We start from the raw sequence: 23654 nt of genomic DNA, 5'->3' as shown, positions 1-23654 counted from the left end.
GACCCGTTGGGCCTATGTCCCCTTGTGGGCCGGTTGGACCTGTATCTCCCTGTGGACCGATTGGGCCTATAGTTCCCTGTGGACCTGTTGGACCTGTATCTCCCTGTGGCCCGATTGGACCTGTATCCCCCTGTGGGCCAATTGGACCCGTTACTCCTTGTGGACCCGTTGGGCCTGTATCTCCCTGTGGACCGATTGGACCTGTATCTCCCTGTGAGCCGGTTGGACCCGTTACTCCTTGTGGTCCCGTTGGGCCTATAGTTCCCTGTGGGCCAATTGGACCCGTTACTCCTTGTGGTCCCGTTGGGCCTATAGTTCCCTGTGGGCCAATTGGACCCGTTACTCCTTGTGGACCCGTTGGGCCTGTGTCTCCCTGCAGACCCGTTGGGCCTATAGTTCCCTGTGGGCCTGTTGGACCTGTATCACCTTGTGGTCCCGTTGGGCCTGTTGGGCCTATATCACCTTGTTGACCAGTCGGGCCGGTATCTCCCTGTGGGCCGATTGGTCCTGTGTCTCCTTGCGGACCGGTCGGACCTGTATCTCCTTGCGGGCCATTTGGACCGGTATCTCCCTGTGGGCCGGTTGGTCCTGTTATCCCTTGCGAACCCGTTGGACCAATTGGGCCTGTGTCTCCCTGTGGACCTATTGGACCTGTATCTCCCTGTGGACCCGTTGGGCCTATATCACCTTGTGAACCAGTCGGGCCGGTATCACCCTGCGAACCGATTGGACCTACCTCTCCCTGAGGACCTGTTGGACCAACAATTCCCTGTGAACCTGTAGGGCCAGTTGGGCCGGTGTCTCCCTGTGGGCCGATTGGTCCTGTGTCTCCTTGCGGGCCATTTGGACCTGTATCTCCCTGTGGGCCGGTTGGTCCTGTTATCCCTTGCGAACCTGTTGGACCAATTGGGCCAATTGGGCCTGTTGGGCCTGTATCACCTTGTGAACCAGTTGGGCCCGCATCACCTTGTGGACCAGTTGGGCCCGCATCACCTTGTGGACCAGTTGGGCCTGTGTCCCCCAGTAGGCCGTTTACTCCTTGCGGACCTGTTGGACCTATAATTCCCTGTGGACCTGTTGGACCGGTGTCTCCCTGTAGACCAGCTGGGCCAATAATTCCCTGCGGACCTGTTGGTCCGGTGATCCCTTGTGGACCAGTTGGTCCGATATCACCCTGCAAACCGGTTGGGCCGGTCGGACCTATTCCCCCCTGGGGACCAGTCGGACCAGAAGCTCCCTGCGGACCCGTTGGACCTGCTCCCCCTTGCTGACCTGTCGGTCCCATTGGACCGGTTGCTCCCTGCGGACCTGTTGGACCCACTGGGCCCACTACTCCTCTCGGACCCATTGGACCCATTGCTCCCTGTGGGCCTGTCGGACCCGTTGGGCCTGCTGGGCCAGGACAGCCGCTTAACCCTCTGGGCCCCTGGCAGCCAGGGGGTCCCTCCGGCCCTGTATTACCTCTCACTCCCTGTGGACCTTTGGGACCCGTAGGACCTGTAGGCCCAATAGAACAGCATCCTCTGTTACATCTGCAAACTTTTCCTGAACACTCCTGTATTGTCGCCGCCGGGTTAATTTCATGACCATCACTGGCATATTGCATATTATGACACCCTTTCTAGAAATCCCTAAAGGTACATATTAGAATGTCATCAATAAAACGTTCCATCTTTAAGGATCATTTGATTTTTGTACGGCTGCAATGATCTTAAAATTGCTTTTTAGCCGTTCATTATCGGGGGCATATTCAAGAGCACTCTTTGCATGTTCCAGGGATTCCTTCGGCATGCCCAGCCAATAGGCTGCTATGGCGCAAAAATCATCCAGTGTATAATCCCAGGAATATCCCATATTGACAAAGGTCCTCGATTTCTCCTTTATCTTTAAAGCTTCTTTTGTTAAAAAGTAAGTCATCGCCCAGTCTTTTATTTCATAGCACATTTTAGAGAACTCCACATAGGGATCACGCATATCCGGTACTTCAGCAATGGCTTTATAATACCAGGCATATGCTCCCTTCAAGTCTCCTGTTTTATAGCAGGCTTTTGCAATCCAGCGCATAGCGGCACATCGCTCATCACTCCATACAGCAGCCGGCAAAGCCAGATATTCCTTAAGTGTTTCCATGCATTTTTGCCACTGGCCGTTATACATATATTCTCTTCCAAGATAATAACGCATCCTCTCATCCTCCGGATCTTCCTTCACAGCAAGCTCCAAAAGGGGAAGATATGACCCCCGGGATTTATCGGTGTCTGGGTAATGGCTGAGAATCATTCCTTCTATATATATGGTTTCAATGGGTAATTTTCCCGTATATTGGAGAAATTCATGGATAGGACATTTCCAACGGAACCCCTGCCGGCTATGCACTTTAAAATAATAAAATTGAATGTCAGGAGTCCCGTCTTCCTTAAGACTCCAGTTATAAGGGTATCTTCCCATTTTTGCGGTAGGCATGGAACCTTCCGGCCTATGGTTAAGCCATGCTTCCTCCAGTTTGTTACGCCAGCCTGGCTCAAATAATTCATCAAGGTCCGTGCAGACGCAGATGTCGACATCCTCCGGGACATGATTCAGGGAAATATTCCGCGCCACATCGAACCTCCACGGCTTAACGATGTCCACATAGACAACCGCACCCCGTTCTTTCAACTTTTCAACAGTCCCATCATCAGAACCGGTATCCGTGACTACAATCAGGTCGGCCTCACTCATAGAGTCCATCCATTTATCTACAAATTGGACCTCGTTTTTGCAAATAGCATAAACACAGATTTTTAGTTTCATGATGATTCCTCCGCCTTTTCCTGTTTTTTGATCCTATTTTCAATCAATAGCAGATTATTTTGCAGTCTTTCATTAGAAGAATTCAAGCTCAAGGCCATACGGGCATAGTCCCTGGCCTTCTCATACAGCCCCATATTGTAAGCGCTGATGGAACCGTAATCATACAATGCATACCCCCAGCTTTCCGGGTCTACCAGATAACTTCCTGAATTTCTCGAGATCGTCAATCCCTTTTCTGCCATAGCATAGGTCAGCGGCCAGTTTTTTTCCTTATAGGCTGATTTTACCAGAGCAAGATATGGTTCTCTGGCATCCGGGCATTCCGCCAAAGCCCGAAAGAGCCATGATCTGGCCTCTTTCATATTCCCCTTCTCTTCATAACATTGAGCAATAAAGCGCATGGAGGCACTTCGTTCCTCACTCCATTGAGCCGTTTGAAGGGAGAGGTGTCTCTTCAGCGTTTCAATTCCCTTATCAAAATTTCTGTGATACACATATTCTCTTCCAAGCCAGAACATAGACCTGTCATCAAGCGGATTTTCCTGAACAGATAGTTCCAAAAGGGGAAGATATTGACTTCTTGGCTTTGATAAATCCGGATAGTGATTAAGGACCAACCCGTTGATCCATGAGACCTTCTCAAACCCTGTACCGCTGTATTCCAGAACCTCATGTACCGGATGTACCCAGCGGTAGCCATGCCTGATGTGGATTTTTTCCATGGGATACTGCTTTTTGGGGGTACCATCTAGATTAAAGGCAAATGTAAATAAGTATCGTGCACGGGTGTATTCCGGCTTCCATAGCTCTTCCAGCTTTTGCCGCCATCCTGACTCAAAGACCTCATCTAAATCGTTCGAAACACAAATGTCCATATCCTCGGGGACATGGCTTAGCGCCACATTGCGGGCTGTGTCAAACCGCCATGGCGATATAGTTTCTTCATAAACAATGGCTCCTCTTTCCCGAAGTCTTTCAACCGTATGATCGGTTGAGCCCGTATCCGTCACAATGACAGCATCGGCTTCGGATACTGCATCCATCCATCGGTCTACAAACTGTTCTTCATTTTTACTGATTGCATATACGCAAATTTTATATTGATTCACTTCCACCGACTCCTCTAGTCATTTTAATTGCTTTTTTTATTCTTCTAAAATCAATATATGCATCTTGCTGCCCATCCTGTGAAGAAACGGCTTTTGTGAATATTGGTGCGAACAAAAAAAGCCGGCATAATGCCGGACAAAACAATCTTTATGTCTAATAACATAATAAAAAGCTCCATCAACTTCCTGGTTTCGCTTAACCCTATAGACGATTTGAACTTTATACTCCTATTTTGAGAGTTTATAATTAAAAATATCTTTTGTATTCCCCAACAGGAAAAGGATTCTCTAATCCCAGCACTCTTGGCCATAAGCCTGTGTCGTCAATAATAAAGCCCATTATCATTCCCATATGGCTATGTAAATGCCTGAACTGCGCTAAAATCAAAGTGAATTTATTATATCCACAATCAGGCGGAGTATCTAATAGTTGATCATCTGTTAGTTGTGAAAGGTAAGTCTTTACTTTTATATCAATATCAGCAAAATAATCATTTATTTCTTCTCTTAAAAGATATTTACTGGGGATTACATCTAAGTTATTCAAGTCCTTTTCGTGTATTTCAGGCTCTACAAACTCTTTATCACTTGGATTGATAAACCATAAATCCAGCGAATGAAGCATATGATAAATATGTTTCCAACAAGGCATTTCACAATACTCTTTATTCCATAACTCATCTGGTACACAATCAATAACATTTTTCACTTCCCATAAAGCACGGACTGTCTGATCTTTTATAACCTTAACTAATAAATTTTCTTCCATATCAATACCACCTCTCGAATTCAAATTTATATTTGTGATCATCATGATAGAAAATCCACTTGATACCTCTGACTTTGATCTTTTTAACCTCATCAAGCAATTCCCCCACTGCAATGCCGGAAAGGCATAAGTGATAGGTTGAACTTACTTGTGCCAGTGAAGCGGGACACGCTGTGAGCAGGCAGCAAAGCGGATCGCGAATATCCAATTGACGATTCTATTTTTTTAGTGAAAATATGGATTTAATATCACGCCGTAACTTTATAGAAACCGTATTGATAACCAATTCTTCTATCGCCGAAATGCTTGCAATCAAACAGACCAAAATGGCTGCCGCATATAATCCTGATCCAATATATAGAAACGGAAAAGTAAACAAAGCAAACCCTGTCAGCTTGTTAGCGTAAGTGTGTAAAAAGGCAAGTTGCCTATAACGAATAAAACCAACGCCTAGGGATATCAAGCGGACAACAGCAATCGCAGCGATCCAATATATTCCCCATAAAGGCAATTTAAAGCTGGGAACAAATATGGACAACAAAACTATAACCATGAAAACATCAGCAATGCTATCCAGCATCTGACCCTTTTTGCTTACGGCATTCATCTTTCGCGCAATCATTCCGTCCAAAACATCACTGATGCCGCATAAAAAATATACAATGAGAAATTGTCTTGAAAATGGTTCCATTGTTAACAAAACCACGGTTCCTAACACTCTTGTCATTGTAATTAAGTTAGGAATATTCTTCATCTGAGCCTCCGGTATCCCCTTACAGCCAAAGCCGGCATAATGCCGGCTTCTCTGACAGTACGTGGCTGCACTCTCAATTTTTATTCAAAAGCAGCCACACCATATACTATTTCATAAATTTCTTTTTTATACGGCAGAAATTCTTCTTCCGTCACAGGTTTTCCATAACTCATAATCCACAGCTGAATAGGCTTGTCCAAAGGCTTTAAGGGCATTTGCTCATAGTAAAAGGAATTGGAGTGAAATCCCAGCCTTTCATAAAATACTGCCCTGCTTCTGGTTATAGGATTCTCCTCCGTGATTGGTTCTATCTCCAGAAATACAGGCTTTTCTGTTTCCTCCATAACCTCTTGTACCAGCAGCTTTCCATATCCTTTTCCCCTGCATACTTCCGTTGTGGCCAAATGTTCCATAAAAACACAAGAGGTCAGATCCCAGTATCCCAGAAAGGCCACAATCTTTTCTTCCTCTTCTATCACCCGGACTTTATAACAGGGATTACCGAAAACCCTTTTCTGATCGTCTTTTGTCCGGCGCTCAATATTTGGAAATGATTCCTTATAAATCTGGTATATTTCCTCAAAACGGGTCTGCGGGTCTTTTAACAACATAATATCAATCTCCTAATCTTTATCTGTAATTGCTTCTATCTTTAAGTGTATCATTTCCTGAGAAAAGAAGCAATGGAAAAGCCTGCCCCATCTTACCGGGGCAGGCTGCTTTTCATTTTATTTAATGGTAATTCTGCCCTGACCTACAGGATTTGCATAATCAGCACCTACATTGCCGCCTAAATTGCTGCGGATGTAAGTGGAAAGCAAATCTACATCAGTCATGACTTCATCCCGGATCACCTTGCTTCCCTTAAACATGGTCATGCCATCACCGGCAGATTTTAACATGTAGTTATGGGAGGCTACGGTATAAGTCTTATTCACGTCAAGAGGAGCGCCGCCTACCATGATATCGGATACCCGGTATGCTCCGTTTACCTTCACAAAATTGTCTTTTTCATCCAACTGTACATTGGAAGCCTTAGTGGTATCGATGGTGTAAGTAAGACCTGATACTTGCAGGAAACCACCATTCTCCTTCGGGCAGTTCCGGGAAGCCATTTCCAGGGCATCCTTGATCTGCTGGCCGCTTGCTTCCACAACACAACCCATATTACCGAATGGGAACACGGTGAGGGTATCATTATAGGTAATGTTGCCGGCTTTTATGTTGGCTCTGATACCGCCGCCATTGGATAAGCCGATCTCTGCTCCAAGCACATAGCGGTATGCGTCCGCAGACAGATCACCAAGGTTTGTCTCCGCACTTCTGACCGCACGGTTTCCGGTTGCCGGATCATTCACTGTAAGTTCAACATCCGTATGCCCGATCACAGCCTTCAATGTCTCATTGTACTGCGCCTGGATCGCCTTTACAAATTTGTCTGTATCATAGTCAATGGCCTTTCCGTCAGCTGTAACAGCGCTTTTTCCAGGAATTACCAACTGAATTCCTACAGTCAGGACATTAGGATCCTTGATTTTATCCCTGTTTGCTTCATAGATTTCATTCCAACGGTTATAGGAGCCTAATTCTCTCTTAGCGATCCGGCTTAAAGAATCCCCATTCTTTACGGTATAAGCGCTGGTGCCCGCTCCTGCCGGAACCTGGGAAACCAGTTCGCTGGAAAATGTTCCATCTGTATGAAGTGTCAGCTTTCCGATGTTCTTTAACTTTGTACCTGACTGGGTAAGAAGTACATCCTGGCCCTCCTTATTCTTTACGTACTTTCCATATTCCTCATGGGAATGGCCGTCGATTAATACATTAATGCCCGTAGTATTCTTGATCACGTTATCAGAGGTCCAACGGTCTGTTGTCCCGTTTTCGCCCAGATGGCCTACCAAAATTACGTAATTAGCTCCCTCTGCTTTTGCACTGTTTACAGATGACTGGATCTGGTCATAGAGTCTTTGTCCATTTTCATCTTCACAAAAACCGTAAATATAATTACCATTTCCATCCTGGAAATAAGCTGGTGTGGATTTGGTAAAGCTTTCCGGGGTAGTTGCACCCACAAACGCGACCTTAGTATCCCCATATGTAAAGATCTTATAAGGAGCAAATACCGTGGAGCCAGTCCTTAAATCCATAAAATTGCTGGAATAGTAACCACAGCTTAACTTTCCTGCCAATTCCAGAAAACGGGGCATCCCATAATCGAACTCATGGTTGCCCGGCACTGCGAAGTCATAACCGACCTTATTCATAATGTCGATCAAATAACCTCCGTCTGACAGTGTCCCAATAGGCGCGCCCTGAATGGCATCTCCGGCGTCAATCAGCGTCACATATGGAGTCTGAGCCTGCATCTCTTTCTTATAGAGAGCAAGTCCCGCATATCCTATGTTTTCATCAACCCCGCAGTGGACATCATTGGTATAGAGAACCACGATATCCCTGTCTGCAGCCAGAGAAGAAAAGGATATGCCTGTCGTCAGGGACAGGACCATGAGCAGAGCCAGCCATAGTGACAAAAACCTTCTTGTCTTACTTCCTTTCATTGTTGAAACCCTCCTTTTGAAAAGTACATTTTCCTCTATTATATCAGATAAATGTAAAAATAGTATATTATTTTTCCATATTTTAAAATTATTTCTTCCATTTCTCAGGTTTCTTTTAGACCTTTTAATTATAAACATAGAAAAGGGAGGCCCATCCGCCAAAAGCTGACACTTTTAGCAGAAGGGCCTCCCTCATCAATCAATTATTCATTTTCTTCACTGATTTCTATTCCCAGCTCCACAAGCTGCTTCGGATCTACCGTTGAAGGTGCCTCAGTCATCAGGCAGGACGCATCTTTTACTTTAGGGAATGCAATTACATCACGGATGCTGTCTGCGCCTACCATCAGCATAACAACCCGGTCCAGACCGTAAGCAAGTCCTGCATGAGGCGGAACACCATATTTAAACGCCTCCAAAAGGAAGCCGAACTGATCCTCTGCCTGTTCCTTTGTAAAGCCCAGCACTTCAAACATCTTGGACTGAATATCACTCTGGTGGATACGGACAGAACCTCCGCCAAGCTCCGTACCATTTAACACGATGTCATATGCTTTTGCACGGACAGCGCCAGGATTGCTATCAATAAGCGCCCAGTCTTCATCCATAGGCATGGTAAATGGGTGATGCATTGCAGTAAAACGGCCCTGTTCTTCGGAATACTCAAGCAGCGGAAATTCCGTTACCCATAAGAATTTAAAGTCATCCTTTTTCAGAAGATCAAGCTGTCTTGCCAGCTCCAGTCTCAAGTTGCCTAATACGTCAAATACCACTTTATTCCGGTCTGCCGCAAATAAAAGCAGATCTCCAGGCTTTGCTCCCATTGCATCTGCCAGAGTGTGAAGCTCTTCCTCTGTCATGAATTTTGCAAAGGAACATTTATAGGTTCCGTCTTCATTCACAGCAAGATAGGCCAGGCCCTTGGCGCCAAAGCCTTTTGCATATTCAACCAAAGCGTCGATCTTCTTACGAGGCATAGCTCCCTGCCCTTTAGCATTGATGCCGCGGACAGAACCGCCGTTTTCAAGAGCTCCTTTGAACACTGCAAATTCCGTATCCTTTACTACATCGGAAACATTTTTAAGTTCCATTCCAAAACGCATATCCGGCTTGTCGGAACCAAAGCGGTCCATAGCTTCCTTCCAGGTCATTCTGGTAATCGGAAGCTGGATATCAAATCCAGTGATTTCCTTAAATAATTTCTTTAACAGCCTTTCATTGACTTCCAGCACATCCTCCACATCCACAAAGGATAGTTCCATATCGATCTGGGTAAATTCCGGCTGTCTGTCTGCACGCAGATCCTCGTCACGGTAGCATCTTGCCAGCTGGAAATAACGGTCATAACCGGAACACATCAGCAGCTGCTTAAAAAGCTGGGGAGACTGGGGAAGTGCATAGAAAGAGCCTGGGTGGACACGGCTTGGAACCAAATAGTCCCGGGCGCCTTCCGGAGTGCTCTTAATAAGTGTCGGCGTTTCAATCTCTAAAAAGCCCTCTTCCGCCAAAAATGCCCTTGTTAAGGTGGCAACCTGGCTTCTCACCCTGATGTTCTTCTGGATATCAGGTCTTCTAAGATCAAGGAAACGGTATTTTAATCTCAGTTCTTCCTTTGTCTTGCTGTTCTCTTCGATGGGGAAGGGAGGTGTTTCAGATTCGGATAAAATCCTTAGGCTCTTTGCCCGTACTTCAATGGCACCTGTTGCCAGGTTCTCATTCACTCCTCCTGCCCTTGTTTCCACTTCGCCGGTCACTGCGATAACAAATTCACTTCTCAATTTTTCAGCCTTTGCAAAGCTTTCAGCTCCGCAATCGCTTTCTTCAAAAATGATCTGCAGAATTCCGGAACGGTCTCTTAAATCAACAAAAATGATTCCTCCCTTATTTCTGCTTTTCTGGACCCAGCCCATAACCGTTATTTCACTGCCCACATTGGCTATTGTAACCTCTGTGCATCTATGTGTTCTTTTTAAGCCTAACATTGATTCTGCCATAATATCCTCTTTCCTGCCCATGTTTTTTAGCATATCAGTATGCCCCTTAGGCGTTCCTCCTGATAAATTTACTTAAGTGCATCCTTATAGAATTCCTTAAACAGTGTATAGCCTTCCTTCTCAAGGCCTTCTTTCTGGAACTTTTTGTTTTTATTCATCTGGGAAACCAGAACGGTCACACCCTTAGCCCGTTCTTCCATCGCCTCTTTGACGGCCCCATTCATCACATCATCACTTACACCCTTTTCAATCAGAAAGGCCACCTTGTCTTCCTTTCCAGGAACCGTGAAGCCCTCATCCATCAAGATGGTGATGATCCGTTCAAATCCAATGGAAAAACCACAGGCAGGCGTATCCATGCCGGTGAATTTTCCGATCATCTTATCATATCGGCCGCCGCCACCTACGGAACCAGGAAAACCGTCTACCTGGATCTCAAAAATGGTTCCTGTATAATAAGACATTCCCCTCACGAGGGTAGGGTCAAACACGATGTGAAACTGGCTGGTGGTGATCTGGCTCACACTGTCAATGATAGCCGCCAGGTTTTCTGCCTGTTCCTGATCCATCGCATCCTTTAAGACGCTGCCCAGGCTGCGCACTCCGGCAGCATCCTCTGTCACCGACTCAAAAAGGGATAGATATTTTTTAATTTTTTCCTCATCATAACCTGCTTCTGCCAGTTCCCTTGCCACACCATCCATACCGATCTTATCCATCTTATCCAGAATGATGAATACCTGGTCATAAGCTTCTTCCGGAAAGCCGCAGAAAGCAGCCATTCCCTTTAAGATATTCCGGTCATTGATCCTTACGGTATACCCCTTAAATCCAATCTTTCCAAGCAAGGTGGTCGTAGCCAGGATCAGTTCGATCTCTGCAAGCCTGGTGGAATCCCCCAATATGTCGATGTCGCACTGGACAAACTGTCTGAATCGCCCTTTTTGGGGACGGTCCGCCCTCCATACACTTCCCATCTGAAGGGATTTAAAGGGAGCGGTCAGGGATGCCGCATTATTAGAATAATATCTGGATAAGGGAACGGTCAGGTCATACCGGAGGCCGCTGTCAACCAGATCATTTTCCGCCTGTGCTGTCTCCAGATTTAACTTTTCTCCCCGCTTCATGATCTTGAAAATCAGCTTTTCATTATCTCCGCCCTGTTTGCTGGTCAGGTTTTCAATGTGCTCCACACAGGGAGTTTCGATGGAATGAAAGCCGAAGCCGCCATAAGTTTCACGTATCTGGTTCATCACATATTCCCGTACCTGCATTTCGGCGGGAAGAATATCCTTCATTCCGGTAACCGGTTTCTTTTTCAATGCCATTTCGTTCACTCCGTTATTTTCTTATTTTATAGGGTAATTCCCTACGATAGATAGGAAACACCCTTCGGGTATACCTCTATGCCCAAAAAGCATGGGCAGGATTTATGAAATCATGCCTCTATTGTAAATTACATTTCCAATTTTGCAAGCATTTTTTCTTTTCTTTCCAGCATTTCATCAATTCTTGCAATATACTGTTCCACATCCTTGACATTTTCCACCCGTTCCAGACGGTTTTCTGATGGGAATATCACCTTTGTGGTAGTTCCTGCCCCGCAGGCTATAATGGTTTGCTTTTCTTCCATAATTAAAATATTATAGATGCAGGCTTTGCCTGGAAGAGAATAGCCGACGTTTTCAAAGTTTCCGGCCATGTTTTTCTGACGGTAAAGGTAGTAGGGCTCCTGCCCCATGCTTCTGGCATAGGAGGCAGTCAAATCGATCATTTCCTGAGTATTGGTGATCTTTAAATCCTCGTACTTTTCCTTAAACATATTAAGGCGGGCCGCACGCTTGATTGCAAGGGAATGAACGGTAATGCCATCTGGCCCAAGAGCCTTTATCTCCTCCATGGTACGGGTCACATCTTCCATATCCTCTTCCGGCAGGCCGATGATTAAATCCATGTTGATATTGTCAAAGCCCAAAGATCTTGCCATGGAATAACGGTCCTTTACCATGTCTACGGTATGGCGCCGGCCGATGATATCCAGGGTTTCCTGCTTCATGGTCTGTGGATTAATGGATATACGGGTCACGCCATGGCTTTTTAGAACCTGAAGCTTTTCTACGGTAATGCTGTCCGGGCGTCCGGCCTCCACGGTAAATTCTTTTACTTCGGTAAAATCAAAGGTTGCTTTCAGCCTGCTTATCAGCTTATCCAGATGAAGGGCGGAAAGGGAGGTAGGCGTACCTCCGCCGATATAAACCGTATCAAGGATCCTTCCTGCCATTTTCTTTGCCGTATAATCCATTTCCTTAAACAAAGCTTCCAGATACTCTTCCATGCGTTTTTCCCATTGTCCGATGGGAAAAGAAGTAAAGGAACAGTAAAGGCAGGTGGTGGGGCAGAAAGGAATACCTATATACAAGCTGTAGCCGTGGCTGTAATCAATGGCGGAAATGAGTTCCATCTCCCGCTTTGCAATCTCCAGGCTTAAATCCACCTTTCCGTCACTGGTTAAATACGTATCCTTCATGTATCTGCGGACTTCCTCATCCGTATTCCCTTCCATAAGCTTTGTCATGGCTATTTTGGTGGGCCGGATTCCTGTTAAGGTACCCCAGGGAAGTTCGATCCCCGTAAGCTCCTGAACCATGCCATAAAGCATCCGCTTAATCCGGTTCTTGGTTTCAAAGCGGTCTGTAAAATCCACTTCTGTGGATGAAGAACTTACAATGCCCTTCTCAAAATCCTGGATCGACAGTTCGAAATCAGCTTCTCCTGTCCTTCCCCGTACCAGAAGACGGTACGCCTCTTCTGGGCTTTCCTTGTGGACAAAGCCCTCTCCTGGATAAAATGCCATTAAAAGCTCTCTGATATCCTGCTCAAAGGACTGGTCGTCTAATATTAATCCTATCATGTGTTTTCCTCATCTGCTCCCATGCTTTATGGGCATATCGGGATACCCGCGGGGTGCTTTCCTCTTGATGCTTCCTATCCTCTGTATAATGCCACCGGGTTGTATACTTTCTCATGACCAATCGTGGTCGCCTCCCCATGGCCCGGATAAACAAGAGTATCGTCAGGCAGGACAAAAAGCCGTTCCTTTATGGAGCTCAAGATCTGGGACTGACTTCCCGTAGGAAAGTCCGTTCTTCCTAAAGACTCCAAAAAGAGAGTATCCCCGCTTATGAGGACGTTTTCAGATTCAATTAAATAACAGACCGAACCTGAAGTATGGCCTGGGGTAAACAAAACCTTAAAGGTCATTCCTGCAAGGGAAAGGATGGCTCCATCCTCCTCATATCCGTCTGCATGAACCGAATAAGCCTTACCAAAGGAGGAAGACAAATTGACAGACGGTTCTGCCAGCATCTCTTTTTCCTGCTTTCCTGCATAAATTTTCACATCGGGAAATGCTTCTTTGATATCTTTTACCGCCAGAATGTGATCAAAATGCCCATGAGTCAGTAAAATCGCCTCCGGAATCAGGGAAAGCTCCCGGCACAGATCCAGGATATATTCCCCGTCTGCGCCCGGGTCCACAATTACCGCTTTTTTAAGGGATTCCCGGTATAATACATAGCAATTGGTTCCAAGCTGGCCCACTGGACAGGTCTTAATTCTGAAATCACTCATATTTTTATCTCCTAACTGAAACTATCTTTATGTAAACCTGATACAAATCCGGTTCAGACAACTAAGAAAAACACGCTTTCCAAATTTTATCATTCGGCTCATTGCCCGCGCAAAAAGAGAAAACTGCGTTATCCCGCAGTCCTCTCAATGTCTATGACTCCTTCGATTTGTCTCAGTTTGTCAACCAGCTTGCCAAGTTCTTCCACGCCATGAATATCAAAGGTCATGGTAATGGTCGCCTTGCCCTGCTTGTTAGTTCTGGAGTTCATGGAGGTGATATCGATCTGCCTCTCTGTAAACACCTTGGATATGTCAACAAACATGCCGATCCGGTTATTGGCAAATATCTTGATCTCCGAGGAATACCGTTCCTTGGTGTCATCCCCCTCCGATTCCTGCCATTCCGCATCAATCAGACGATTCCGCTCGTCCTCAGGCAGATTAAAGACGTTGACGCAGTCTGTCCTGTGGATAGAAATCCCCCGTCCGCGGGTTACAAAGCCTACGATCTCATCTCCCGGCACCGGGCTGCAGCACTTGGAAAAACGGACTGCAAGGTCGTGGATTCCCTTAACCACGATTCCGCTGCCCGAACGTCTCTTAACTGGCAGCCTGTTGCTCATATCCTCTATGTCATTTAAAATGCTGTTATCCGTAACATCCTTCTTAAGCTTCTTATTCCGTTCATCCACCATCTTATTGATGACCTGGCCCTCTTTAAGGCCCCCGTGTCCGATGGATGCAAGAACGGATTCCCAGTCACGGAACGCATAACGCTTCATGACCTTTTCCTGGTATTCCGGCTTGCTGATCTCAGAATAAATGATTCCCTTTGTCTTACAGTAGCGGTCCACCATTTCCTTGCCGCGAAGGATATTATCTTCTTTCAGTTCTGTCTTAAACCATTGGTTGATCTTGTTTTTGGCCTGGGTGCTTTTCACTATGTTCAGCCAGTCCCGGCTGGGCCCCCTGCTGTTCTGGGAAGTGATGATCTCCACCTGGTCGCCGTTCTCGATCACGTAATCAATATTCACCAGTTTTCCATTGACCCTGGATCCCACCATCTTATTGCCTACTGCACTGTGTATGGAGTATGCAAAATCAATTGGCGTAGAGCCGGCGGGAAGATTCTTCACATCTCCGGAAGGGGTAAAGCAGTAAACACTGTCGGAGAATAAATCCAGATCTCCCTTTACCATATTTAAGAATTCCTTGTTATCGGACATGTCCTTCTGCCATTCCAGGATCTGACGCAGCCAGCTTAACTTCTCTTCCTCTTTGCCTGCTGCCACCTGTCCGCTTCCGCTCTCTTTATACTTCCAGTGAGCGGCAATACCGTATTCTGCGGTACGGTGCATATCGTAAGTACGGATCTGGATCTCAAAGGGCTGCCCATTGTTTCCGATCAGAGTGGTATGAAGAGACTGGTACATGTTGGGTTTCGGCATTGCAATATAATCCTTGAAGCGGCCGGGAATGGGCTTATACATCTCATGGATCACCCCAAGGGCGGCGTAGCAGTCCTTTACGCTGTCAACGATAATACGAACGGCAAACAGATCATAAATCTGGTCCAGAGTCTTGTTCTGGTTCACCATCTTTTTATAGATGCTGAAAAAATGCTTCACACGGCCATCTACCCTGGCTTCGATCCCGCCGGTCCGTAAATGTTCCTGTACCTCATCTACAATGCTCTTTACAAAAGTTTCCCTGGCATCCTTTTTTAAAGATATTTTTTCTGCCAGCTCATAATATATTTCCGGCTGCAGATATCTTAAGGAGAGATCGTCAAGCTCGATCTTTATCTTGGAAATACCAAGACGGTGGGCAATGGGAGCATAGATTTCCATGGTCTCCTTTGCCTTTTCCTTCTGTTTTTCCGGTCTCATGTACTGCAGCGTCCGCATGTTGTGGAGGCGGTCCGCCAATTTGATGATAATGACGCGGATATCCTTTGCCATGGCTAAAAACATCTTCCTTAAGTTCTCAGCCTGGATCTCCATCTTATCCATGGACCAGGATATCTGGGTCAGTTTGGTGACGCCGTCCACTAAAAGGGCTACCTCTTCCCCGAATTCCGCCTTCAGCTCATCTAAGGACATGATCGTGTCCTCGACCACATCATGAAGGATCCCGGCGGCAATGGTCTCTTTATCCATCTCTAAATCAGCCAGAATAATGGCAACACAAAGAGGGTGAATGATATACGGTTCACCCGATTTGCGCCTTTGGTCCTTATGGGCATTATCCGCAATATGATATGCCTTTTCTATCATGGTGATATCATCGGAAGGGTGATATCTCCTTATACTGCGGACCAGTTCTTCATAAAGTACGTCCGGGCTGGTAAAATCAGCCGGAGCTTCCAGATCCACATCCACCTTCCGCTTTTCCGGACGTTCCTTTTCCAAAGCCGCCAAATTATTCTTTTCCATCATTGGATTATCTGCCATATGCCGTCACCCTTTTGTTGCATTCCTGGTTTTCACCTATTTTTAAACGTAGTTATCATTCATTATAATTATTATTGTCGAAAAATGCAAATATTTTTTCTTTCTGTCTATTTTCAAGAAAAGCTCCTTCCAGTGCATACCGGTTCATCTGTCTTAGATCCGCATCCGTAAATCCCATATATTTCTTAATGAGCTCCGCTTCCTTTTCCAGTGTGGAATCTGAAACAGTCATGTTATCCGTATTGTAGGTAACCCGGATTCCCCGGTCATAAAAGGCCTTTAACGGATGCTCCTCTATGGAGGGAACGGCCCTTGTCTGAAGGTTGCTGATCACACACATCTCTAAGGTAATCTTTTCCTTTTTTAAGAGGTCCATACATGCCTCTGACTTGATTGCGGCACATCCATGTCCGATTCTTTTTGCTCCGTAATGGACCGCTTTTGTGATATTTTCATAATCTCCGCACTCACCTGCGTGTATGGTAAAGGGTACACCGTTCCGGTCCGCCTCTTTAAATAAGGGTTCAAAATGTTCCATGGGGATCAGCCCTTCCGGCCCCGCAAGATCTGCCCCAACAACACCCTTTCCAAGGTAAGCCTTTGCAATTTCAAAGGTTTCCTTATTTTCCCGGTCAGGCCCGTTAACCATGGCGCAGAGCAAGATCCCCGCCTTCATAGGGGAGTTGGCTGTTCCCTTATTTATTCCTCTGACCACTGCTTCTACTGCCTTTTCCATGGTCAGTCCTTTTCTCATATGAAGCTGGGGTGCAAACCGGATCTCACTGAGAATAAGGCCCTGGGAGGCCAGCCGTTCCGTTAAATGAAATGCTGCCAGCTCCAGTGCTTCTTCCGTCTGAAGCAGCTGTCCCGGTAAGTCAAAGCACTTTAGATAATCCACAAGGCTCTCACAGTTTTCCCCTGCTACCAGGCTTTCTCTTCCGCCCTGCCCTTCAAAATCATATCCGATCTGCTCTGCAAGCTGCCTAACCGTTTCAATGGTCAAGGAGCCGTCCAAATGCAGATGGAGGTCTGTTTCCAGTAGTTTCATAACGATTCCTCCTTTATTCTATAAAAATATCTTATCATATTATAGGAAAAGTAACAAATATTTCGTGATTAGCTCCTGCTTAATGCTGTATTGGGGATCAGCCGGATGGTTATATCTGATGTGGAAGCTTTTTTTGAGCAGATCATTTTATTATCCTGCTCAAAATGAAGAGCTTTCATGAAATAAAAAACGTGCCCCATAGAAGAAGGGCACGTAAACCATACGTTAAAAGAGGGAGCACGAGGTCAGCATCATAGTATCATATGCGGTTCCATGGAATTTCCCCTTTTGGAGCCGCACTGCTTAAACAATGACACAACCGCCTCAAAGGATTGCCTGCTGTATTCATATGCCGCAATTTTATCTGCCCCATCACCGACCTCATCCAGATCGTAGGGATTTCGAAATGCCGCCATGACCATCGGTATCTTTAATTTTTCCAGTTCTTTTGCAAGGGAACTCTGACCACGGTTTAAATGTCCATTGTAGGTGCCAAGTACAAGATTGGTATATCCCTTATCTTTTACCTTTTCCAGTATTTCGTTTATTTCCCTTGCATCCGGATCTATGGAAAAAGAATACCCATCTCCTCCAAACCTTTCCTGCATATATGCAGCAAACAGCAGATCCTCCATCACACGGCTGGAGGCCAAAGTGGAACGATAGGCAAAACAGCTTAAAAACACAGGATTTTCTCCCAGCAGATGGACATATCCCCTTTCCCGGTTCGTAAACCGTATGCTGTCACGAAACAGTGATTTTACAAACTCCTCCGGTTCCTTATGGGATTTCTTTCCTGCAACTGCATTGGGCCCCGCATATCTTTTTTTGTATGCAAGGATCCGCTCCACTGCATCGTCTATCCGGGATATTGGAATCTCGCCGGATTCCACTGCCTGCTCTATCTCTTTAGCCGCTTCCGCTGCAAGGCCTGCCGTATGGGAAATGAATACAAGATCAACTCCTGCCGTAATGGCCTTTCTAGCTCCGGAAGCAGTACCAAAATATTCTTTAATGGCATTCATTTCCAGGCAATCGGAAATCACCAGCCCTTTAAATCCCAGCCTGTTTCTTAAGATTCCCTGGATCATGGTTTCTGACATGGTTACCGGTAAATTTTCCTTTTCAATTCTTGGAAACAGAATGTGGGCAAGGGTTACGGCTGTTGCTCCCTGCCGGAAGGCTTCGATAAACGGAATCAGCTCCTCCTGCTCCAGCTCTTCATAGGATTTCCTTATGCTGGGCAGGGAAAGATGAGAATCCACTGCCGTATCGCCATGGCCCGGAAAATGCTTTACCGAACACATGATTCCGGAATCTAAATATCCTTTCACCATTTCACAGCCAAATTCGGCCACCACGGCCTTATCCGGTCCAAAGCTTCGCACACCGATCACCGGATTATCCGGATTGTTATTAATATCGAGGACCGGAGCCAGATTGAAATTGATTCCCATTTCTCTTAATTCCTGCCCTGTAAGAAGTGCCGCTTCATATGCATTTTCCTTATCTCCGGTCTGTGCAAGAGCCATTGCTCCCGGTATGCTGACCGATCCTTCGGGAAGTCTTCTTACAACTCCCCCCTCCTGGTCGATGGTGATAAAAGCATATTCTCCGGTTTCTTCCTTTACCAGCCTTTGAATGGAATCACATAGTCTCTTCAGCTGGTTCCTGCTTTCTATGTTATGGGAAAATAAGATAACGTTCCCAACTTTATACTCCCTTATCAGACGTATCATGTCTTCACTTAATTCCCCGGCGGGAAAACCGGCCACCATCATTTGTCCGATCTTTTGTTTTAATGTCATTTCTCCCATACTCCAGTCACCTCTTTCATTCATAAAGATGATATGCTTTTTTGCGCTCTGAAAACGCTTTTGCATCCCTCTCAAACCCGGCCAGCAATTCCTCTTTTGAAGCTGTTTTCTTTGTCAGCGTGTCTGATCCGAACAAAAGATCTTCCATTCGCCTGGTGCTTCCCTCATAAGGATCCAGAAAAGCAAAGCGGTCTTCATAAATGGTCTTTATTGCATCAAGAAGCTCCAGGCCGCAGATCGTGGACCGGAAGGCCCGGCTGTCCGTAACATGAATATGGATTCCTTCGCAGGCTTCTCCCTTAAATTTTGAAGAACAGGGTGTAAAATAAGCCGGGGAAAACAACACGCCTGGAAGACTCTTTTCTGTCATATGCTTTACCAGCTTACCTGCATCTACAAATGGCGCACCGATTATTTCAAAAGGTGCCGTAGTTCCCCTTCCTTCTGATATATTTGTTCCTTCAAAAAGGCAGGTTCCCGCATATACCAGGGCAGTCTCATATCTAGGAATTCCCGAGCTTGGCATCACCCACACGAGACCGGTTTCCGGCTGCATGGTATGCCGGCTCCAGCCCTCACAGGGAATTACCGTCAGCCTGCAGCCAAGGTTTTTCTCCTCATTTACCATAAGGGCCAGTTCACCCACCGTAAGCCCATAGCGCATACACAAAGGATAGGCCCCTACAAAGCTTTCAAATCCGGTCTTTAAGCAGTTGCCCTCCGCCAGATCCCCCAGAGGATTATAGCGGTCCAGTATAATAAACTCTTTTTCATATCTGGCGCACTCTTCCATCCCATAGATCATCGTTGATATAAAGGTGTAATATCTGACTCCAATGTCCTGAATATCATATATTACGGCATCCACCTGATCTAACATATCCCTAGTCAGCCTTTTTGAATTTCTCCGGTACAGGCTATATACCGGCAATCCGGTATTCGTGTCTATGTAGTCCTCAACATCACCTCCTGCACCCACATTTCCCCTGACTCCGTGCTCCGGTCCAAACAGGGCTGTCAGCCGGTATTTTTTATGAAGTATGTCGATGGTAGAATTTAAATGCCTGTCAACGCCTGAAATAGAAGTGATCAGACCCAGACGTTTCCCGTCAAAGACCTTATGCCAGCGGTCCACACAATCGATCCCATTTTTCACCATAATGACCCTCTTTTTAATTCTGATAACAAGCAGCGTTTTTTGCTGCCGTCCATCCGATCACGAAAACATCTTTTTGTTTTCATAATATAACTTATCTTCGCTTGCAACGCAGATGGTGATAAAAGAGCTGTTTTTCAGCCTGACATCCGATGATCGGAAACGGCTTTACAACTCCGATAATACAACCTTCTTTTGTTCCTGATCCACATCATATGCCTCTGCGTACCCGGTTCTTGCCAGACAGCCATTTACCCTCATGAGATGCTCATAATACTCTTTATAGGGAAAGGATGGACTGTGCACGGCAAACCAATGGGTGTCAATGGCTTTTTTCCATAGTTCAAATCCTTCTTTTGATACTTCCAGATAAATATATTTTTTAAAGCCAGCCGAATCTTCCCAGTTTTCCGCATAGTAGGGTCCTTTTGCAAAATGAGCGCTGTATTCTCTTTCAAGTCCGGAAAGTCCTGCGAAAAACTGAGCATCCTTGACGATCCTGTGGGTGGTTTCATGATCTTTGTGCATGCTGTTCTTCCAATGGGTCAGCAATGCAGCAGGCCGGTATTGCCGGATCGCATCACAAAGCCGAAATCTTACCTCCTCATTGTCTGGTAATTCTCCATCTCTGTAAGGGAATACCACTGCATCCCCTCCCAGCATTCCGGCAAAAGAAACGGCTTCCTTTTCTTTTTGTATCCTGTATTCTTCCACAGATCTATCAGGCGGATTCCCTCTTTCCCCGCCGGTCAATGCTACGGTAACGATACGGTAACCCTTAAGTGACATAGTCGCCAGAAATCCACCGCTTGTCAACTCTGCATCTCCCACATGGCCTCCTACCGCCATGATGCACTTTTTTTCTCCATTCATCCGTCTTTCCATTCCTTCCTCATATCCGCCCAGGTCCTCACGATCCGGAAACCTGCAGCTTCATAAATATTTCTTGCCGGATTATTTTCTCCTGTAAAAAGGCTCATAAAATCTGCGCCCTTTTCCTTCAGGCTTATGCATAACCTGCAAAACAGGATCGTTGATATCCTTTTCCCCCGGTAATCGGGATCCACGCCGATTCCGCAAAAATATCCTCTCCCGCTCTTTTCTACATCCAGCGGTCCTGTAAAGCCGATCACTTTGCCATTGTGTGCTGCGATCAGAATGGGGCGGCTGTTTTCTCCCTTTGCCGTCTCCCCCAGAATGTCTCTTTCCCACAAAGGATTCTGGAACTTATGTATCATTTCTTCCATGCCGTAATGCCTGGCAGAATTATGAATTTCTATCGTAATAGCCTCTTTTTCCAACTTTTCTTTGATGTCTGCCGCAAAATCAGGCTCAGAATAATCATGAAGGTCTAAATAATAGCTGTTCTGCATGGCATAATCCCGGTACCTGCAATTTTTGAAGAAAAGGTAGGCATTGCTTCCTACATCCACTCCCGGAGCATTGGGATGATCTGCCGCCTTTTTCCCGGGAATCTGCCAAGGAAAGGCCATGGGATTAAAAAAAACAATTTCTATCCTTGAAGCTCCGCTTTCCTTCCGTAGTCTGTCTTCCAGACAGGCAAGCATTGCTTTTCCGATTCCCTGTCTCTGCATTTCCTTTTTTACAACAATCATGGAAAGATAGGCTCTGCTCTCGCCGCTTACAAAGCAGCCCGACGCAAATCCCCAGCCATGTTCCTCCAGAATGGTGATTTTGTGCACCTCTTCTGCCTGGTCCTCCATAAAAAACCTGCAAAAGTCACTCTGGTTTTCAAAGGACCGGAACAATACCTCTTTTGCCCGGACCGCAGCTTCAAACAATTCATAGGCGGTTCCTGCATTCTCTTTGTTCAGATCCAAAAATATCATCAAAGTCACTCCTTATGGTTGAAAAACTGAGGCAGATATTCTTTATGTGCCTCCAGCAGCTCGTAAAGCACAGCCTTTGCTTCTTTCTGGGATCCCACCAGGGGATTGATCATAAGTGCCAGCAGGGCCTTCTGAGGGCTTCCGGTTATGGCCGCCCGGCACCCGGCAATTTCAAATGATTTGATCTGCTGCAAAAGACCGTTGACCGTCCATGGCAGTTCCAAACCGTTGACCGGAACCGGTCCATCCTTTGTGATCCTGCAGCTTACTTCCACGATCTCATGATTCCTGAAATTTTTTATGGCACCTCTGTTTATGGTGTTTACCACCTGAATATCTCCCTTGTCATTATAAATGGAGTGGATCAGATTACATGCCGAATCACTGTAATAAGCACCGCCCCGCTGGGAAAGCAATTCCGGTTTTTCAGCCAATCCAGGGTCTTTGTAAAGCTCAAACAGCTTTTTTTCCACCTGTTCCACAAGCTCTGCTCTTGTCTCATGTTTTTCATATTTTTCCAGGGCTTCTTCCAGATATTCCTTTGCCATATAATAATATCTGTGATAGGAGCATGGCAGCACTCCAAGCTCTTTTACAAAATCTTTGTCCCAGCTGACTGCCTTTATATTCTTCACAATGCCGCCTTCCCCCCAATGGCTGACAACGTCTTCCGTTATGTCCTTTCCATCTGCTTCCACCCTGGTCACGTAAACCATATGATTCAGACCGCCCATGGTGACGTTCACCTCTTCCATAGGCCTGCCAAGCTGATCTGCCACCGCTTTATGCATGCCGTAAGGTACGTTGCACAGTCCGATGAACTTCCGGAAGCTGCTGTAACGGTTCACTCCCTCCATGACCATGCCCACCGGATTGGTAAAGTTGATCAGCCATGCTTCCGGGCACAGTTCCTCCATGTCTTTACAGATATCCAAAATAACCGGTAAGGTCCTCATTCCTTTGAACAGACCGCCTGCACCATTGGTTTCCTGGCCGAGGAGTCCGTGCTTTAAGGGGATCCTTTCGTCTTTCACTCTGGCCTGCAGCTGTCCCACCCGCAGCTGGGTTATGACAAAATCAGCTCTGGTAAGAGCCTCTCTCCGGTCCAGGGTAGTATGGATTTTCATTGGAACTCCTGCTTTTTTTACCATACGCTTTGCGAATTCAGCTACAATCTGTAATTTTCCCTCACCCTCAGGGATATCCACCAGCCATAGCTCCTTCACAGGCAGGGTTTTATATCTATTTAAAAATCCATCCACCAGCTCCGGTGTGTAACTGGACCCTCCTCCGATTGCCACGATTTTCACACCTTTTTTCATGACCAAACGCCTCCTTCTCCGCTTTGCAGCAATAAATACAGGGCCCCCATTCTCCCTGCCATATTTCCCTGTTCACAGGCCTCGATGGCCGTATATGGTTTTAGATGGGGATACAGGGTATATACCGCTTCTTTCATATCCCTTATAAATATCTTATTTTCACTGATCCCCCCGCCGATCAGCAGTATTTCAGGATCCACCGTGACAGCAAAGTTGCCGATCACCATTGCCCCCTTATAAAGCCAGTCCTGGTATATCCGGTCAATGTCCGGCTGGTCCAGATGGTTGAATATATACGCTCCATCCACCTCCCTGCCAAGGATCTCCGACACCTTTCTGACCAAAAGAGAGGTCGCTCCTGCTCCTTCCGCCGCTGGCCTGCCGTCCGCATCCCGCAGGCC

The 23654-nt window shown here is 46.1% G+C and carries 19 protein-coding genes; 1 reads left to right on the top strand and 18 read right to left on the bottom strand.

The genetic code is table 11. The features are described 5' to 3' along the window. Positions 1-217, top strand: a 217-nt coding sequence (locus tag RT269_RS24640; protein ID WP_313186612.1) for a hypothetical protein, incomplete at its 5' end; no start/stop codon positions are given. Between the two features lie 1457 nt (positions 218-1674). Here RT269_RS24640 and RT269_RS24635 read toward each other — a convergent pair. The 18 genes from RT269_RS24635 to RT269_RS24550 form a co-directional block, all read right to left on the bottom strand. Next, positions 1675-2793 (bottom strand): tetratricopeptide repeat-containing glycosyltransferase, encoded by a 1119-nt coding sequence (locus tag RT269_RS24635; protein ID WP_313186611.1) that lies wholly within the window; start codon positions 2791-2793, stop codon positions 1675-1677. Next, positions 2790-3902: a tetratricopeptide repeat-containing glycosyltransferase gene (locus tag RT269_RS24630; protein WP_313186610.1), complete on the bottom strand. Its 1113-nt coding sequence runs from the start codon at positions 3900-3902 to the stop codon at positions 2790-2792. Before RT269_RS24630 ends, RT269_RS24635 begins: the two co-directional genes overlap by 4 nt. 247 nt (positions 3903-4149) lie before the next feature. Continuing rightward, on the bottom strand, positions 4150-4671 hold the full coding sequence (locus RT269_RS24625; protein ID WP_313186608.1) for a DinB family protein: 522 nt from the start codon (positions 4669-4671) through the stop codon (positions 4150-4152). A gap of 217 nt (positions 4672-4888) precedes the next feature. Continuing rightward, a complete protein-coding gene (locus tag RT269_RS24620) occupies positions 4889-5425 on the bottom strand; it encodes a CDP-alcohol phosphatidyltransferase family protein (RefSeq protein WP_313186606.1) in 537 nt (178 codons plus the stop codon). An 80-nt stretch (positions 5426-5505) separates the two neighbouring features. Next, on the bottom strand, positions 5506-6036 hold the full coding sequence (locus tag RT269_RS24615; RefSeq protein WP_313186604.1) for a GNAT family N-acetyltransferase: 531 nt from the start codon (positions 6034-6036) through the stop codon (positions 5506-5508). Positions 6037-6153: 117 nt separating this feature from the next. After that, a complete protein-coding gene (locus RT269_RS24610; protein ID WP_313186602.1) occupies positions 6154-7983 on the bottom strand; it encodes a bifunctional UDP-sugar hydrolase/5'-nucleotidase in 1830 nt (609 codons plus the stop codon). Between the two features lie 203 nt (positions 7984-8186). Further along, on the bottom strand, positions 8187-9977 hold the full coding sequence (gene aspS / locus RT269_RS24605; protein ID WP_313186600.1) for an aspartate--tRNA ligase: 1791 nt from the start codon (positions 9975-9977) through the stop codon (positions 8187-8189). A 68-nt stretch (positions 9978-10045) separates the two neighbouring features. Beyond that, entirely contained in the window at positions 10046-11305 is a 1260-nt protein-coding gene (hisS, locus tag RT269_RS24600; RefSeq protein WP_313186598.1) for a histidine--tRNA ligase, read from the bottom strand. Between the two features lie 128 nt (positions 11306-11433). Next, positions 11434-12888, bottom strand: coding sequence for a coproporphyrinogen dehydrogenase HemZ (gene hemZ / locus RT269_RS24595; protein WP_313186597.1), 1455 nt, complete (start codon positions 12886-12888; stop codon positions 11434-11436). Between the two features lie 74 nt (positions 12889-12962). Further along, entirely contained in the window at positions 12963-13607 is a 645-nt protein-coding gene (locus RT269_RS24590) for an MBL fold metallo-hydrolase (RefSeq protein ID WP_313186596.1), read from the bottom strand. Positions 13608-13735: 128 nt separating this feature from the next. Continuing rightward, on the bottom strand, positions 13736-16042 hold the full coding sequence (locus RT269_RS24585) for a RelA/SpoT family protein (RefSeq protein ID WP_313186614.1): 2307 nt from the start codon (positions 16040-16042) through the stop codon (positions 13736-13738). Positions 16043-16115: 73 nt separating this feature from the next. Beyond that, positions 16116-17108: an adenosine deaminase gene (add, locus tag RT269_RS24580; protein WP_313186595.1), complete on the bottom strand. Its 993-nt coding sequence runs from the start codon at positions 17106-17108 to the stop codon at positions 16116-16118. Between the two features lie 251 nt (positions 17109-17359). After that, on the bottom strand, positions 17360-18925 hold the full coding sequence (nagZ, locus tag RT269_RS24575) for a beta-N-acetylhexosaminidase (protein ID WP_313186594.1): 1566 nt from the start codon (positions 18923-18925) through the stop codon (positions 17360-17362). A 16-nt stretch (positions 18926-18941) separates the two neighbouring features. Next, positions 18942-20084: an exo-beta-N-acetylmuramidase NamZ family protein gene (locus tag RT269_RS24570; RefSeq protein ID WP_313186593.1), complete on the bottom strand. Its 1143-nt coding sequence runs from the start codon at positions 20082-20084 to the stop codon at positions 18942-18944. 165 nt (positions 20085-20249) lie between these two features. Further along, complete coding sequence (locus RT269_RS24565; RefSeq protein ID WP_313186592.1) at positions 20250-20966, bottom strand: PIG-L deacetylase family protein; 717 nt, start codon at positions 20964-20966, stop codon at positions 20250-20252. Further along, entirely contained in the window at positions 20951-21931 is a 981-nt protein-coding gene (locus RT269_RS24560) for a GNAT family N-acetyltransferase (protein WP_313186590.1), read from the bottom strand. Before RT269_RS24560 ends, RT269_RS24565 begins: the two co-directional genes overlap by 16 nt. Before the next feature lie 5 nt (positions 21932-21936). Further along, positions 21937-23253 (bottom strand): 6-phospho-beta-glucosidase, encoded by a 1317-nt coding sequence (locus tag RT269_RS24555; RefSeq protein WP_313186589.1) that lies wholly within the window; start codon positions 23251-23253, stop codon positions 21937-21939. After that, positions 23250-23654: ROK family protein (locus RT269_RS24550; protein ID WP_313186588.1), on the bottom strand; the 405-nt coding region annotated here is incomplete at its 5' end. The genes RT269_RS24550 and RT269_RS24555, both read right to left, overlap by 4 nt.

The organism is Lacrimispora sp., from assembly GCF_032078915.1.
Lineage (GTDB): Bacteria > Bacillota > Clostridia > Lachnospirales > Lachnospiraceae > Lacrimispora.
This window is presented reverse-complemented; position numbering and strand designations above follow the sequence as displayed.